General features: G+C 63.6%; 13 protein-coding genes. 4 read left to right on the top strand and 9 right to left on the bottom strand.

All coding sequences use genetic code 11. The features are described from left to right. The first annotated feature begins 9 nt into the window (after positions 1–9). Positions 10–2,403 carry an endopeptidase La gene (lon, locus tag F758_RS0126705; protein WP_024510751.1) on the top strand — a complete coding sequence of 798 codons (2,394 nt, stop codon included), beginning with the start codon at positions 10–12 and terminating at the stop codon, positions 2,401–2,403. Between the two features lie 83 nt (positions 2,404–2,486). Here lon and F758_RS0126700 read toward each other — a convergent pair whose 3' ends face one another. From F758_RS0126700 to F758_RS0126680, 5 genes are all read right to left on the bottom strand, one after another. Further along, entirely contained in the window at positions 2,487–3,311 is an 825-nt protein-coding gene (locus tag F758_RS0126700; protein ID WP_024510750.1) for an SDR family NAD(P)-dependent oxidoreductase, read from the bottom strand. An 18-nt stretch (positions 3,312–3,329) separates the two neighbouring features. Then, the gene (locus tag F758_RS0126695) at positions 3,330–4,049 is read right to left on the bottom strand and encodes an RraA family protein (protein ID WP_024510749.1); all 720 of its coding nucleotides are present in this window, start codon (positions 4,047–4,049) and stop codon (positions 3,330–3,332) included. A gap of 134 nt (positions 4,050–4,183) precedes the next feature. Continuing rightward, complete coding sequence (locus F758_RS0126690; protein WP_024510748.1) at positions 4,184–5,056, bottom strand: CDP-alcohol phosphatidyltransferase family protein; 873 nt, start codon at positions 5,054–5,056, stop codon at positions 4,184–4,186. Between the two features lie 154 nt (positions 5,057–5,210). Next, positions 5,211–5,942, bottom strand: coding sequence for a phosphatidylserine decarboxylase (locus tag F758_RS0126685; RefSeq protein WP_283805879.1), 732 nt, complete (start codon positions 5,940–5,942; stop codon positions 5,211–5,213). Beyond that, positions 5,939–7,891, bottom strand: coding sequence for an ABCB family ABC transporter ATP-binding protein/permease (locus F758_RS0126680; RefSeq protein WP_024510746.1), 1,953 nt, complete (start codon positions 7,889–7,891; stop codon positions 5,939–5,941). The genes F758_RS0126685 and F758_RS0126680 overlap by 4 nt, the downstream gene beginning before the upstream one ends. A 206-nt stretch (positions 7,892–8,097) precedes the next feature. Here F758_RS0126680 and F758_RS0126675 point away from each other — a divergent pair, with 206 nt between their 5' ends. Then, a complete protein-coding gene (locus tag F758_RS0126675; RefSeq protein WP_024510745.1) occupies positions 8,098–8,703 on the top strand; it encodes an LOG family protein in 606 nt (201 codons plus the stop codon). 2 nt (positions 8,704–8,705) lie between these two features. On the opposite strand, the gene F758_RS0126670 is transcribed toward F758_RS0126675, so the two are convergent. From F758_RS0126670 to cysS, 4 genes are all read right to left on the bottom strand, one after another. Continuing rightward, a complete protein-coding gene (locus F758_RS0126670) occupies positions 8,706–9,083 on the bottom strand; it encodes a VOC family protein (RefSeq protein ID WP_024510744.1) in 378 nt (125 codons plus the stop codon). Between the two features lie 114 nt (positions 9,084–9,197). Beyond that, positions 9,198–10,796, bottom strand: a complete 1,599-nt coding sequence (cimA, locus tag F758_RS0126665; RefSeq protein WP_024510743.1) for a citramalate synthase — start codon at positions 10,794–10,796, stop codon at positions 9,198–9,200. Further along, complete coding sequence (locus tag F758_RS0126660; protein WP_024510742.1) at positions 10,793–11,305, bottom strand: GNAT family N-acetyltransferase; 513 nt, start codon at positions 11,303–11,305, stop codon at positions 10,793–10,795. The genes cimA and F758_RS0126660 overlap by 4 nt, the downstream gene beginning before the upstream one ends. Further along, a complete protein-coding gene (cysS, locus tag F758_RS0126655) occupies positions 11,302–12,717 on the bottom strand; it encodes a cysteine--tRNA ligase (RefSeq protein WP_024510741.1) in 1,416 nt (471 codons plus the stop codon). Before cysS ends, F758_RS0126660 begins: the two co-directional genes overlap by 4 nt. Positions 12,718–12,993: 276 nt before the next feature. Here cysS and F758_RS0126650 point away from each other — a divergent pair, with 276 nt between their 5' ends. Next, positions 12,994–13,299: a hypothetical protein gene (locus tag F758_RS0126650; RefSeq protein ID WP_024510740.1), complete on the top strand. Its 306-nt coding sequence runs from the start codon at positions 12,994–12,996 to the stop codon at positions 13,297–13,299. Positions 13,300–13,448: 149 nt separating this feature from the next. After that, positions 13,449–14,645: a DUF2865 domain-containing protein gene (locus F758_RS44625; protein WP_035723156.1), complete on the top strand. Its 1,197-nt coding sequence runs from the start codon at positions 13,449–13,451 to the stop codon at positions 14,643–14,645. The last annotated feature ends 16 nt before the right edge of the window (positions 14,646–14,661 follow it).

The raw sequence follows: 14,661 nt of genomic DNA, 5'->3' as shown, positions 1-14,661 counted from the left end.
GGGACCGTCATGCCTCCCGCAAATGGACCAGCGACTCCTGCCGCCGATCAAGATGCCAATCAGGTTCGGATTCCGGACGATGCCCTGATCATTGTCCCGGTGCGCAACATCGTGCTGTTTCCGGGCGTGGTCGCGCCGATCACGGTTGGTCGACCGAAATCGATTGCCGCGGCTCAACAGGCGCTGCGCGAGCAGCGTCCGATCGGCATTCTGCTGCAACGAAATCCCGAAACGGATGATCCGACCGCCGATGATCTCTACCGGGTCTGCACGATCGCCAACATCGTGCGCTACGTCACCGCACCCGATGAGACGCATCATGTCATCTGCCAGGGCGTGCGGCGCGCTCGCATTCTCGATTTTCTACCCGGCACGCCATTCCTGGTGGCGCGTTTTCTGCAAATTCCTGAGCCTACCGGAACGTCGCCGGAGATCGAGGCACGCTTTCTAAACTTGCAGCGACAGGCCATCGAGGCGGTGCAATTGCTGCCGCAGGCGCCGCCCGAGCTGTTGGCCGCCTTCCAGTCGACCACCTCTCCCGGTGCGCTGGCTGACCTGGCGACGTCCTACATGGACATCAAGCCGCAGGACAAGCAGGAGGTCCTGGAGACGGTCGATCTCTCCAAGCGAATGGAGCGAGTCTCGGCCCATCTCGCCGAGCGGCTCGAAGTGCTGCGGATCACCAATGAGATCGGCCAAAAGACCAAGGCAGCCTTTGACGAGCGCCAGCGCGAGGCGATCCTGCGCGAGCAGATGGCGACCATCCAGCGCCAACTCGGCGAAGGCGACGGCAAAGCGCAGGAAGTCGCCCAACTGACCGAGGCGATCGCCAAGGCCAAGATGCCGCCGGAAGCCGAGAATCAGGCGCGCAACGAGCTCCGTCGCTACGAGCGCATGCCCGAAGCAGCCGCCGAAGCAGGCATGGTGCGCAGCTATCTCGATTGGCTGATCGACTTGCCATGGGCGCTGCCGGAAGAGAAGCCGATCGATATCGCGGAGGCGCGGCGCATCCTTGACGAGGATCATTTCGGGCTGGAGAAGATCAAGGCCCGGATCATCGAATATCTGGCGGTCCGCAAGCTCGCGCCGCACGGCAAGGCGCCGATCCTATGCTTCGTCGGCCCGCCCGGCGTCGGCAAGACCTCGCTTGGGCAATCGATCGCGCGCGCGATGAGCCGGCCGTTCGTCCGGGTCAGCCTCGGTGGCGTGCATGATGAAGCGGAAATCCGCGGCCATCGGCGCACCTATATCGGCGCCCTGCCCGGCAACATCATTCAAGGGATCAAGAAGGCCGGCGCGCGCAATTGCATCATGATGCTCGACGAGATCGACAAGATGGGACGCGGCATTCAGGGCGACCCGTCGGCGGCAATGCTGGAGGTGCTCGATCCCGAGCAGAACGCGACCTTCCGCGACAATTATCTCGGCGTGCCGTTCGATCTCTCGCGGGTCGTGTTCATCGCAACCGCCAACATGCTGGACACGATCCCAGGCCCGCTCCTGGACCGCATGGAGATCATCAGCCTCGCCGGCTACACCGAGGAGGAGAAGCTCGAGATCGCCAAGCGTTATCTGGTGCGCCGCCAGCTCGAGGCGAACGGGCTGAAGGCCGACCAGGCCGAGATCGATCCGGATGCCTTGCGGCAGATCATCAAAGGCTACACCCGCGAGGCTGGCGTACGCTCGCTGGAGCGCGAGATCGGCCGGGCGCTGCGCTACGCCGCGGTGCAGATCGCGGAAGGAAGCACTCGGAAGGTCAGCATCACGCCCAAGGACCTCACCGCCATTCTCGGCGCCCCACGCTTCGAGGGCGAGATCGCGCTGCGCACCAGCATTCCCGGCGTCGCCACCGGACTTGCCTGGACACCGGTCGGCGGCGACATCCTGTTCATTGAGGCCACACGCGTCCCCGGCAGGGGCGGCCTGATCCTCACCGGCCAGCTCGGCGATGTCATGCGCGAGAGTGTGCAGGCCGCGCTGACTTTGGTGAAAAGCCGCGCCTCCCAACTCGGCATCGACCCATCATTGTTCGAGAAGAGCGACATCCACGTTCACGTCCCCGCCGGCGCGACCCCGAAGGACGGGCCCAGCGCGGGCGTCGCCATGTTCACGGCCCTGGTTTCGCTGCTCACCAACCGCACGGTGAGAAACGACACTGCGATGACAGGCGAAATCTCCCTGCGCGGCCTGGTGCTGCCGGTCGGCGGCATCAAGGAGAAGGTCGTCGCCGCGGCGGCGGCGGGCCTCACCCGGGTGATGCTGCCGGCGCGCAATCGCCGCGACTTCGACGACATCCCCAAGAGCGCACGGGACAGGCTGGAGTTCATCTGGCTCGAGCAGGTCGACGAGGCTATTGCCAACGCCTTGTCGGAGACGACGCAGCCGGCCGCGGCCGCCGAGTGATCGGGACCGCGCGCGGCCACTTGCGGTGAACTGCGCATTTGTATTTGGGTTGCGCGACAATACACGCACGCACCGCGTTACGATTAATCCGCCAGCCCCGTGAGTTCGAGGCTGAGCTCGCGCAGGCGTCTTCGCGCTTCCGCATCATAGGCCTGCGGATTGGCTCGCGCCTCCCGCATCCCGTTGAAGAACAGTCCGCTCTTGTCGGCGACGTCATCGCCCTTGACGAGATGCAGGATCGCCTCCCCGCCCTCCTCGACCGTGGACACCGGCGTGATACCGCCGGCGCGCACCATGCTGGTGTCCATATAGGTCGCCGGATGCAGGCAGTTCACCGTTACGCCCGAGCCGTTCAGCTCCTCGGCGAGATCGATGGTGAACATGATCTGCGCCAGCTTGCTCTGGGCATAGGCGCGTGCGCCGCTGTAGTTCTTCGTGATCATCACGTCATCGAAATCGATGGGATGCTGGCCGAGCGAGGCGACATTGAGGATGCGTGACGGAGCGGCGGCTTTCAGCAGCGGCAACAGGAGATAAGCAAGCAGAAATCCGCTGAGATAGTTGACGGCAAAGCGCAGCTCGTGGCCGTCGGCGCTTTCGCGCCGGCCCGCGCCTTCTGTCTGCGAACCAATCCCGGCATTGCTGACGAAGACGTCGAGCCGTTTGTGTTCGGCTTTGATAGCATCGGCAAGCCGGCGTGCGCCCGCCAGCGACGACAGATCAGCCGGATAAAAGCTGGGCGCGGCGTGGCCGTCGCGCACAACCTCCTTGATCAGCGTCTTGGCGCGCGCCTGGTCGCGACCATGGACCAGGACCTTGGCGCCCTCGACGGCGAGCCGCTTGGCGACGTAGCGGCCGACCCCGTCGGTCGACCCCGTGATCAGGACCGTCTTGCCGTTCATGTCCATGGCGGCCTCATCTTGCGCTTAGTGGATCTCCGCCGAGCGCTTAAGCGCCTCCTTCAGCTTCTCCAGCGAGAAGTCCGGCGAACGCGCGATCTCCAGGATCGGCTGCTCGCGACGGCCGCAGAGTTCGGCTGCGGCCGGCAATTGCGCCGCGAGATCCTTCGGGATCACGATGGCGCCGTGGCGGTCGGCATGGATCAGGTCATCGGACCGCACGGTCATGCCGGCAACGCGCACTTCGCCGCCGAAGCTCTCGGCATGCACCCAAGCATGCGAGGGGCCGATCGAGCCGGCCAGCGCCTGGAAGCCCGGCGCCCATGCCGGGACATCGCGGATCGAGCCGTCGGTGACGACACCGAGGCACCCGAGCGCCTTATGCACGTTGCTCTGCACCTCGCCCCAGAACGCGCCGTAGCCTATGTCGGGCCCATCGATGTCCTGGATCACGGCGATGCGCGGGCCGAATCCGGTGCCGACATATTCATAATATTCGATGCGGCGCCTGGCCTGCTCGGCAGCCGGCAGGCTGGACTGCACCACAGAGCGGATGGTCACCGTGCGGGCGTAGCCGACGATCGGCGGCAGATCGGGAAACGGGCAGACCAGCGGCTTGGTGGTAAAGCCGATCAGCCGCCGCTCCGGCGCCACGATCTCCATGGCGTTGCAGATGGTCGGCGTGTCGTAACGCGCGAGCGCCTCGAGGACGGATGCGGGCAGCTGGGCGGTGACGGGCTTGTTCACGGGCGTCTTCTCCAGGGTTGAGGACGGCCGTTGCGCACCGCCCCTCGGCTCGCCCTATAGCCGAGAATGGGAGCGAACCCAACTCGGTGCTTGTCATGGCAGATATTGCGGGATGAGAAAGGCCCGCGCCCGTGTCAGTGCAGCCGTTCGGGCCGCTCGTCGTGATCAGAGACCACGGGCGGAAACGCCGGCGCAGCGCCCGGTCCAACGTCTTGGGCCTTTCCCGCCCCTGCTGCCGCGAAAGCGCGCGCCTGATCGCGATAGGACTTCCATCCCATCGGCAGGCTGACGAGATAAAGCACCGAGCCCGCCGAGAGGATGTACCAGGGATAGCTGATCAAGAGCGCGATGAAGAAGATCACGGAGACGAACACCGGCAGCACCAATTCCGGCGGCACGCGCATCCGCACCGTCTTGCCGGAGAACACCGGCAGGCGCGACACCATCAGGAAGGCAACCAGCAGCGTATAAAACGCCGTGAGCGCCGCCGGCGGCTGCCCAATGCCGAGAAAGGCGACGTAGATCGGCAAGAGCACGGTGATGGCGCCGGCCGGCGCCGGAACGCCGGTAAAATAGTTCGCGGCAAAGGCCGGCTTGTTCGGATCGTCCATGCTGGCGTTGAAGCGCGCGAGCCGCAAACCGCCGCTGATCGCGAACACCATCGCCGCGATCCAGCCGCCATTGTGAAGTTCATGCAGTTGCCAGAAATAGAGGATCAGCCCGGGAGCCACACCGAAATTGACAAAATCCGCAAGGCTGTCGAGTTCGGCGCCGAATTTGGATTGCCCCTTGATCAGGCGCGCGATACGGCCGTCGATGCCGTCAAGCGCCGCGGCAAATACGATCGCGCCCACTGCAAGCTCCATCCGCCCTTCCGTGGAGAGGCGAATGGCGGTCAGACCCGCGCAGATCGCAAGCAGGGTGATGACGTTGGGCACCAGCATTCGCACCGGAATCGGGCGAAACCGGCGGCGGCGCAATTCGGCTTGGGTAGGATCGAAGGACATGGGATGACGGCGCGATCCTTTGTTTCTCTGCGCGTGCGGCTTATCTCTCCCCGCCTTCGGAGAGAGGGGAACAAACCTGCGTCACTGTCTCATATAGCAATCCGGCTGAGCCTGCGCCATTGCGACAGAACGTACGTGCAGGCGGGCCAATTGGTTAATCGGCCCGATAACTGCGGCCCGGATCGGCAAGCCTGAAATCGGCCAAGACGGTTTCGCCAGCGATCGCGGTCTGGCCTTCGGCCACCAGCGGCTTGGTCCCTTCCGGCAGGAACACATCGAGCCGAGAGCCGAAGCGGATCAGGCCGAACCGTTCACCGGCGCCGATCGATTGCCCTTCCCGCACAAAGCAAACGATCCGGCGCGCCACCAGCCCGGCGATCTGAATCACCCCGATGCGCCCGTTAGGCGTGGAAATGACAAGCGAATTGCGCTCATTGTCCTCGCTCGCCTTATCGAGCTCGGCATTGATGAACGCACCCGGCCGGTAGGCGATGCGCTCGATCCGGCCGGCCGCGGGGCTGCGATTAACGTGGCAGTTGAACACGCTCATGAAGATGGAGACACGCGGCAGCGGCCGGTCGCCAAGCCCGAGCTCGGCGGGCGGCAGCGCATGAGTGACCATCGAAACGCGGCCATCGGCGGGCGCCACCACCAGCCCATCGCGCAGCGGCGTGACCCGCGGCGGGTTGCGGAAGAACAGCGCGCACCAGATGGTGAGCAAGGTGCCGATCCATCCCAATGGCGTCCATAGCCAGAACAGGATCAGACTCGCCAGCGCAAAGCCGCCGATGAAGGGATAGCCCTCGGGATGAATGGGCGGAATTTGCCCACGGATGGAATTCGCAATCGACATTGGTTGCTGGTCACTGGGTGGAAGAAAAACTATTCTGCGGCAGTCGCGATCGCATCATCGATCGGCGGCGGAGTGCGATCAGGCGAATCGTTCTCGTCGTCGATCTGCGCCAACCTTTCGCGCGCGGCTTCGGCCTCACGCTGCCTGTTCCACATACTGGCATAGAGCCCGCCTTTTGCCAAAAGCGCCACGTGAGTGCCGCGCTCGACGATGCGGCCGCCGTCGAGCACGATGATCTCGTCGGCGGCGACGATGGTGGAGAGCCGGTGTGCGATCACCAGCGAGGTGCGGTTGCGCGACACGCGATCCAGCGCGCCCTGAATCTCGTGCTCGGTGTGGCTGTCGAGCGCGGAGGTCGCCTCGTCCAGCACCAGGATCGGGGGCGCTTTCAGCACCGTGCGCGCGATCGCGACCCGCTGCTTCTCGCCGCCGGACAGCTTCAGCCCGCGTTCGCCGACTTGCGTCTCATAACCATTCGGCGCCATGCGGATCAGCGTGTCGATTTGCGCGAGCTGCGCGGCCTGTTCGACCTCGGCGTCCGTCGCATCCCAGCGGCCGTAACGGATATTGTAGCGGATCGTATCGTTGAACAGCACGGTGTCCTGCGGCACCATGCCGATCTGGGCCCGCAGCGAAGTCTGCGTGACGTCGCGAATGTCCTGGCCGTCGATCAGGATGCGGCCGCCGGAAACGTCATAGAGGCGGAACAGCAGCCGCGAGATCGTCGATTTGCCGGCGCCCGAGGGTCCGACGATCGCGACCGTCTTGCCGGCCGGAACTTCGAAGCTCAGTCCTTTCAGGATCAGGCGTTCCGGTTCATAGGCAAAGCGCACATCCTCGAACCGCACCGCGCCCGCCGTGACGAGCAGCGGCTTGGCGCCCGGGTCATCCTTGATCTCCGGTGGGCGGGCCAGCACGCTGAACATGTTCTCGATGTCGATGATCGCCTGCTTGATCTCGCGATAGACCATGCCCATGAAATTCAGGGGCTGGTAGAGCTGGATCATCATGCTGTTGATCATGACGAAATCGCCGACCGTATTGCGCCCGTTGCGCACGCCATAGGCGCACATCAGCATGGTCGCCGTAAGACCCAGCGTGAAGATCACCGCCTGCCCCGCATTGAGCAGCGCGAGAGAGGTGTATGTGTTGACGCTCGCCTCTTCGTAGCGCTCCATCGAGCGGTCGTAGCGCGCGGCCTCGCGCGCCTCGGCACCGAAATACTTCACGGTCTCGTAGTTCAATAGCGAGTCGATCGCCTTCGTGTTCGCGTCCGTATCGGAATCGTTCATCTTGCGGCGGATGCTGATCCGCCACTCGGTGGCCTTGTAAGTGTAGTACATGTAGACCACGACCATGCACAGCGTGGCGAGCACGTAGCGCCAGTCGAACTGCCAGAGCAGCACCACCATCAGTAGCGAGACTTCGACGATGGTCGGGATCAACTGCAAGATGATCATGCGCACGATCGTCTCGATGCCGTTGCGGCCGCGCTCCAGGACGCGCGTCAATCCGCCGGTCTTGCGCTCCAGGTGGAAGCGCAGCGACAATTCGTGCATGTGGACGAAAGTAATATAGGCGAGCTTGCGCACTGCATGCATCGCCACCCGCGCGAAGATGCCGTCGCGCCACTGCGTCAGCACCGCCATCAAGATACGCACGCCGCCGTAGCTCGCGGTCATGATCAGCGGCGATGCAATTAACCAGACGAGCCAGTCGGAGGCAAATACCGGCGCGGTACCCTTCCCTGTCAGCGCATCTGTGGCCCATTTGAAGGTGAAGGGCACCGACAGGGTCGCCAGCTTGGCGATCAAGAGCAGCACAAACGACCAGACCACCCGCATCTTCAGGTCGAAGCGGTCGCTCGGCCAGATATAGGGCCAAAGATGAACCAAGGTCCCGAACAGGGTCCCCTGTTCGGCGGATTGTCGGCTGGCAGGCAGGGCGTGGCCGGCGCGCGGGGACGAAAGGGGTTGGGCCATCAAATGGACGCCTGCGGGAACGGAAAGCACACTGCCTTGTTCATGTGCAGCTCATATAAAGCGTTTGGAGGCTGCGTACACCCCATTGGCGTAGCAATTCTTTCGCCTCGATCCGGTATTCCCAGGTAGGTTTTATCGTTCCGCCGAATCAATACCCGCTTGACTACTGCCTTGACGCTCTTACGCTGCAGTGCGACATGCTGAAAATGACCAAAATCAGAACCGTCTGTGTCTACTGCGGCTCCGGCCCCGGCACCAACCCCAAATACATCGAAGGAGCCAAGGCGCTCGGCAAGGCGTTTGCCGAGAACGGCGTTCGCCTGGTCTATGGCGGCGGCTCGCTCGGCATGATGGGAGCCGTTGCGACCGCCGTGCTCGACCATGGCGGCATGGTGACCGGGATCATCCCGGACTTCCTGACGCTGCGCGAGAACGCGCTGACCCGCGTCCAGGAAATGATCGTCACGCCCGACATGCACGAACGCAAACGGCTAATGTTCGAGCGCTCGGATGCCTTCGTGGCGCTGCCTGGCGGCCTCGGCACACTGGAGGAGCTGGTGGAGCAGCTCACTTGGCAACAGCTCGGACGGCATTCGAAGCCCGTGCTGCTCGCCAATATCGACGGCTTCTGGGAGCCGCTGTTCGCGCTGGTTGCGCATATGCGAGAGACCCAGTTCATCCGCGCCGGCCTCAGCGTCGAGATCCTGAAGGCCGACCGGGTCGAGGACATCCTGCCCAAGCTGAAGGCGGCTGCGGCGCGCATTCCCGAAAGCGCCACCGAATTGGCACCGGAAGTCGCGCGGCGGCTGTAGCCTCATTCCTGCGGAAACGTGACCGCCTCGATGCGGTTGCCGTCGGGATCGAGCACGAACGCGGCGTAGTATTTCACGCGATCATGCGGGCGCAGCCCGGGCGCGCCGTCGGAGATCCCTCCCGCATTCAATGCGGCTGTGTGGAAGGCGTCGACCTCGGCTGACGTCCTGGCGCGCAGGCAGATATGCGTGCCACTCTCACGCGACACCTTGACCATGCCGGCGCGCAGATTGATCCAGAACTCCGGATAGCTCTTGCCGAAGCCGACGGTAGCCGGCCGCGTCACCAGGCGCGACAGCCCGAGCGCGCCTAACGTCGCTTCGTAGAAACGGGCGGCGCGTTCGAGATCACTAACGCCGAGAGAGATGTGGTCGATCATGAGGCCCTCGCCGAAATATACGTCGTCATTCCGGGGCGATGCGAAGCATCGAACCCGGAATCTCGAGATTCCGGGTTCGGCACTTCGAGCCGCCCCGGAATGACTGCAATGGCCTCACGCCGGCGCTCCGGATTTCACGAGCTTGTAAATCACCGAATCCATCAGCGCCTGGAACGAAGCATCGATGATGTTCGGCGATACGCCGACCGTGGTCCAGCTCTCGCCCGCTTCATCCTCGCTTTCGATCAGAACCCGCGTCACGGCTTCGGTGCCGCCATTGAGGATACGCACGCGGTAATCGATGAGCTTCAGCCCTTCGATGTATTTCTGGTATTTGCCGAGATCCTTGCGCAGCGCGACATCGAGCGCATTGACCGGGCCGTTGCCTTCTCCCGCCGAAATCAGCCGCTCGCCGGCGACATCGACCTTTACCACCGCAAGCGCGACAGTCACGCGCTGGCCGTTGGCGTTGTAGCGCTGCTCGACATTCACATCGAACTGCTCGACATCGAAATAACCAGGCACCTTGCCGAGCGTGCGGCGCGCCAGGAGTTCGAAGGACGCGTTTGCGGATTCATAGGCGAAGCCCGCCGCCTCGCGCTCCTTCAGCTCCTCGACCAGGCGGGCCAATTTGGGATCGTTCCTGTCAAAGGGAATGCCGGCGCGCTCGAGCGCGGCGATCACGTTGGAGCGACCGGCCTGATCGGAGACCAGCACCTTGCGATGGTTGCCGACGGATTCTGGGCGCACATGCTCGTACGTCTGCGGATCTTTCAGCACGGCAGAGGCATGAATGCCGGTCTTGGTGACGAAGGCGCTTTCGCCAACGTAAGGCGCGTGGCGGTTCGGAGCCCGGTTCAGCATGTCGTCGAGCGTGCGCGACACCTGCACTAGGTTCGCCAGCTTTGCATCGGAGACGCCGATTTCGAAGCGATCGGAAAACTCCCGTTTCAGCTTCAGCGTCGGGATCAGCGAGCAGAGATTGGCGTTGCCGCAGCGCTCGCCCAGCCCGTTCAGCGTGCCCTGGATCTGCCGTGCGCCCGCGCGCACCGCGGCGAGCGAATTGGCGACAGCCTGCTCGGTGTCGTTATGGGCGTGAATTCCGACGTGATCGCCGGGGATATACTTGGTCACTTCGCCGACGATGGTCTCGACCTCATGCGGCATGGTGCCGCCATTGGTATCGCAAAGCACCACCCAGCGCGCACCGGCATCATAAGCCGTCTTCGCGCAGGCCAGGGCGAATTCCGGGTTTTCCTTGTAGCCGTCGAAAAAATGCTCGCAGTCGAGCATGACCTCGCGGCCCGCTTTCCTTGCGGCAGTGACGCTGTCGCGGATGGAGGCGAGGTTTTCCTCGTTCGTCGTCTCCAGCGCCACCCGCACTTGGTAGGCCGACGACTTCGCGACAAAGCAAATCGCGTCCGCCTTGGCTTCGAGCAGCGCGGCAAGGCCTGGATCGTTCGAGACCGAGCGGCCCGCGCGCCGCGTCATACCGAAAGCCGTGAAGCGGGCGTGAGCGAGCTTCGGCTTCTCGGCGAAAAACTCGGTGTCAAGCGGGTTGGCACCGGGATAACCGCCCTCGACATAGTCGAGGCCGAGATCGTCCAGCATCTGCGCAATGACCGCCTTGTCGGCGAGCGTGAAGTCGACACCATTGGTCTGCGCGCCGTCGCGCAGCGTCGTGTCGAAGAGATAGAGGCGTTCGCGGCTCATTGTGGCGCTCCTCCCGCCTGCCCGTTCGCGAGCGCCTTTTGCATCGTGGTGTTGGCGAGCCACTCGCCGTTGATGGTGACGCTGTTGCGCTGCTGGGCGACGTAGCCGCGCTTTCTGAAAAAATCCAAGGCATTGTCGCTGGCGTCGACCGAGAGGCTCTTGGTGCCGCGGCCGGCTGCAAGTCTCTCCAGCGCCTCGCACAAGATTGCGCCGACTCCTTGCCCCGCCACGCTCGGGTGAACATAGAGCATGTCAATTTGGCTATTGTCCTTCAGCGACGCGAAACCGACCGGCGAGTTTTGCATGGTCGCGATCAGCGTGAGTTCCCCGGCAAGCTTCTTGCCGAATGCCACCTCGTCGTCGGCGACCGCGGCCCAGGCCTCCTGCTGCGCTTCGCTGTAGTCGTCGCCGGTCAATTCCTGAACGGCGGCAACAAAAATCGCCGCCAGCATGGGCGTATCGGCCGGCAGAAACGGCCGCAGCGCGGGTTTTGACTGAGACTGACTCATCGCGCGATCTCCCACGTCGTCATCGGCTTGCCTTCGGCATCCTTGCCGTCTTTGAGCACAACACCCACGGCCGCGAGTTCGTCGCGAATGCGATCGGACTCCCTAAAGTCCTTTCGCGCGCGGGCGGCGGTGCGCTCGGCGATCAGAGCCTCGATTTTTGCCGCATCGATCCCGCTCGCCTGGTGCTTTCGACCTTGCCATTGTGCCGCGCTCTCGGACAAAAATCCGAGCAGACGAAGGGACGCGGCCAGCGCGCTGCGATCGGCATCATTGCGCCCAGCATTGTGCCGCAGGCCATGAAGCGCGGCGATCATCTGCGGTGTGTTGAGATCGTCCGCCAGCGCCTCGAGCACGCTTTCAGCCGGCGATCCGGTCGGAACATCTGCGGCAACGCCATACCAATCGTCGAGTGTCTTTTCGCTCTCCTCCAGTCCTTTCAACGTCCAGTCGATCGGCGAACGATAATGCGTCTTCAGCATGTTGAGGCGCAGCACCTCTCCCGGCCAATCCACCAACAGGTCGCGAATGGTGACGAAATTGCCGAGGCTCTTCGACATCTTCTCGCCTTCGACCTGCAGGAAGCCGTTGTGCATCCAGACATTGGCCATGCGGCCGGAGTGAAACGCGCAGCAGCTTTGCGCCAGCTCGTTCTCGTGATGGGGAAAGACGAGATCGATGCCGCCGCCATGGATATCGAACTGCTCACCGAGATGTTTCCAGGACATCGCAGAGCATTCGATATGCCAGCCGGGGCGGCCCTCGACCTTGATACCCGCCGGCGAGGGCCAGGACGGCTCGCCGGGCTTTGAGGGTTTCCAGAGCACAAAATCGGTCGCATCGCGCTTGTAAGGCGCGATATCGACACGCGCGCCCGCGATCATCTCATCCAGCGAGCGCTTGGCGAGCGAGCCGTAGCGCGGCAGCACCGAATTGGCGGCATTCATCGCCTGCGGCGAGAACAAGACGTGGTCTTCCGCGACATAGGCGAAGCCGCCCGCCACCAGCCGTTCGATGAGCGTGCGCATCTCCGGAATGTGTTCCGTCGCGCGCGGCTCGACGGTCGGTCGTAGGGCGCCGAGCGCATCGACATCTTCATGGAACTGCTTGTCCGTGACTTCTGTAACTTTGCGGATCGCCTCGTTCAGGGGCACGCCGGGATAGTCACGCGCGGCACGGTCGTTGATCTTGTCGTCGACATCAGTGATGTTGCGGACATAGGTGACGTGCCGTTCGCCGTAGAGATGGCGCAAAAGGCGGAACAGCACGTCGAACACGATGACCGGCCGCGCATTGCCGATATGGGCAAAGTCATAAACCGTCGGTCCGCAGACATACATGCGGACATGGGTGGGATCGAGCGGCACGAAGGGACGCTTTTCCCGCGAAAACGTGTCGTAAAGGCGCAATTCCATGGATCCCGTCCCTGCCGGCCGGGCGTCCAATGATCTCGATGTGAGAAAAGACGGCCTCAGCCAGCGAATCGCTAGCTCATAATCTCGCTGCAAATGCAGATGATGGCGAGGAAACCGTTCATGGACCCACCATGGGGCAAGCGGGGCCATGGCGTCAAGGGCCGCGAAAAAGCCTTTTTTGACGCCAAAACCGCTCCCGCCCGCCGCCATGGTTAATCATTCTTAACGAATCGGATCTATTCGGATGAAGGCGGTTCCTTCGCTCATCGGTGTATCATGCGATCCCTCACGGCCTGCCTGTTCTTCTTGGCGCTTGCAGCCAGCGGAGCTGCGCAAGCCGAAACCCGCGTATTCATCATCGCCAACGAAGGCGACGGCTACGGCGTCGACCAGTGCCTGGCGAAGGGCGAGAAATGCGGCGCGCATGCTGCGCTCTCCTATTGCCGATCACGCGATTTTGCAGAGGCCTCATCCTATCGTCGCGTCGACCCTGACGAGATTACCGGGTCGGTGCCGAAAGGAGCCGCAAAATGCCCGCGCGGCGGCTGTAACGAGTACGTCGCCATCACCTGCCAGCGCTGACGCCAGCCGTTTCCCGGCGCTGCGCGCCATATCCGTGCCCCGGAAACGACGTGACGTTGCCGAAGGAAGCGGCTATGGGAGGCCGTTGCGGCTTGAAGGCTGCGAATTCCCTCTGACGGCCTGATATGCCTCATTTCTTCTCCGCATCCATGTCCCGACGCTCGATTCCCGGACTCCTGGCCTGCGCGGCATTGCTCGGTGGCCTTGCGCTGAGTTCGATCGCTCTTGCGCAACAGATGGATCCAAACATCCCGCCGCAACCGGTGCCGCAAGGCGGCCCGCCCGGCGTCAATCCGATCTGCCCGCGCCTGGAAGCCCAGCTTGCCTCGATCGATCGCGGTGGCAGCAGTGATCCTGTCAGGGACGACCAGATCCGCCGCTATCAGGATGCGGCCACGCGCCAGCAGGCCGAGCTCGATCGGATGACCGCGCAGGCCCGGCACATGGGCTGCGACAGCTCGGGATTCTTCTCGCTGTTTTCCGGCCAGTCGGCGCAATGCGGTCCGGTCAACAACCAGATCCAGCAGATGCGCGCCAATCTGGATCAGATCACGAGCAATCTGGAGCGGCTGCGGACCGGCGGCATGGGCGGCGAGCGCGACAGTCAGCGCCGCTCGGTGCTGACCGCGCTCGGGCAGAACAATTGCGGGCCGCAATATGCGCAGTTTGCGAACGCGGCGACCGGTCCCGGCAACTTCTTCAACAATCTGTTCGGCGGCGGCAACAACAACCCGGCCAGCCCGCCTCCTCCACCCGGCATCGATGCGGGGCCGCAATCCGGCACCTATCGCACCGTCTGCGTGCGCACCTGTGACGGCGGCTATTTCCCGATTTCGTTTGCCACCGTGCCGGCGCGCTTCCCTGACGACGAGAAGACCTGCAAGGCGCTGTGTCCGGCGACCGAAGCCACGCTGTACGCCTATCGCAATCCCGGCGAAGACATCAACCAGGCCGTCTCCATCAATGGTGCGCCCTACACCGCGCTGCCGAATGCGTTCCGCTACCGCAGCGAATACAACCCGACCTGCTCCTGCAAAGCCCAAGGCCAGACCTGGGCCGAGGCGTTGAAGGGCATCGACGACAAGGCCGCGGCCGAACAGCAGGGCGACATCATCGTTACCGAAGAAAGCGCCAGGAAGATGCAGCAGCGGCAGCTCACGAAGGCCTCGCCAGCCAGCAGCAAGAAGGGCGCCGCGCCCGCGACGGCGGCAACGCCCACCACGACCCCGCCGGCGAGCTCCGATGCCGCGGCTCAGGGGCCCGCCAATTCGTCCGCGACCAGCTCCGGCGCAACCGACAACGGCAAGATCCGCACAGTGGGACCGACCTTTATCCCGGCGCGCTAAAGCGGATCTTCGGCAA

This window comes from Bradyrhizobium sp. ARR65 (genome assembly GCF_000472385.1).
Classification (GTDB): domain Bacteria; phylum Pseudomonadota; class Alphaproteobacteria; order Rhizobiales; family Xanthobacteraceae; genus Bradyrhizobium.
Note: the sequence above shows the minus strand (reverse complement) of the source record. Positions and strands in the feature narration are given on the sequence as shown.

What these genes read in the sequence shown, in the direction of transcription:
- cysS (WP_024510741.1), bottom strand. Translation starts at nt 12,717, where the DNA reads ATGGAATTGCGCCTTTACGACACGTTTTCGCGGGAAAAGCGTCCCTTC.
- F758_RS44625 (WP_035723156.1), top strand. Translation starts at nt 13,449, where the DNA reads ATGTCCCGACGCTCGATTCCCGGACTCCTGGCCTGCGCGGCATTGCTC.
- F758_RS0126700 (WP_024510750.1), bottom strand. Translation starts at nt 3,311, where the DNA reads ATGGACATGAACGGCAAGACGGTCCTGATCACGGGGTCGACCGACGGG.
- F758_RS0126690 (WP_024510748.1), bottom strand. Translation starts at nt 5,056, where the DNA reads ATGTCCTTCGATCCTACCCAAGCCGAATTGCGCCGCCGCCGGTTTCGC.
- F758_RS0126650 (WP_024510740.1), top strand. Translation starts at nt 12,994, where the DNA reads ATGCGATCCCTCACGGCCTGCCTGTTCTTCTTGGCGCTTGCAGCCAGC.
- lon (WP_024510751.1), top strand. Translation starts at nt 10, where the DNA reads ATGCCTCCCGCAAATGGACCAGCGACTCCTGCCGCCGATCAAGATGCC.
- F758_RS0126660 (WP_024510742.1), bottom strand. Translation starts at nt 11,305, where the DNA reads ATGAGTCAGTCTCAGTCAAAACCCGCGCTGCGGCCGTTTCTGCCGGCC.
- F758_RS0126680 (WP_024510746.1), bottom strand. Translation starts at nt 7,891, where the DNA reads ATGGCCCAACCCCTTTCGTCCCCGCGCGCCGGCCACGCCCTGCCTGCC.
- F758_RS0126670 (WP_024510744.1), bottom strand. Translation starts at nt 9,083, where the DNA reads ATGATCGACCACATCTCTCTCGGCGTTAGTGATCTCGAACGCGCCGCC.
- F758_RS0126675 (WP_024510745.1), top strand. Translation starts at nt 8,098, where the DNA reads ATGACCAAAATCAGAACCGTCTGTGTCTACTGCGGCTCCGGCCCCGGC.
- cimA (WP_024510743.1), bottom strand. Translation starts at nt 10,796, where the DNA reads ATGAGCCGCGAACGCCTCTATCTCTTCGACACGACGCTGCGCGACGGC.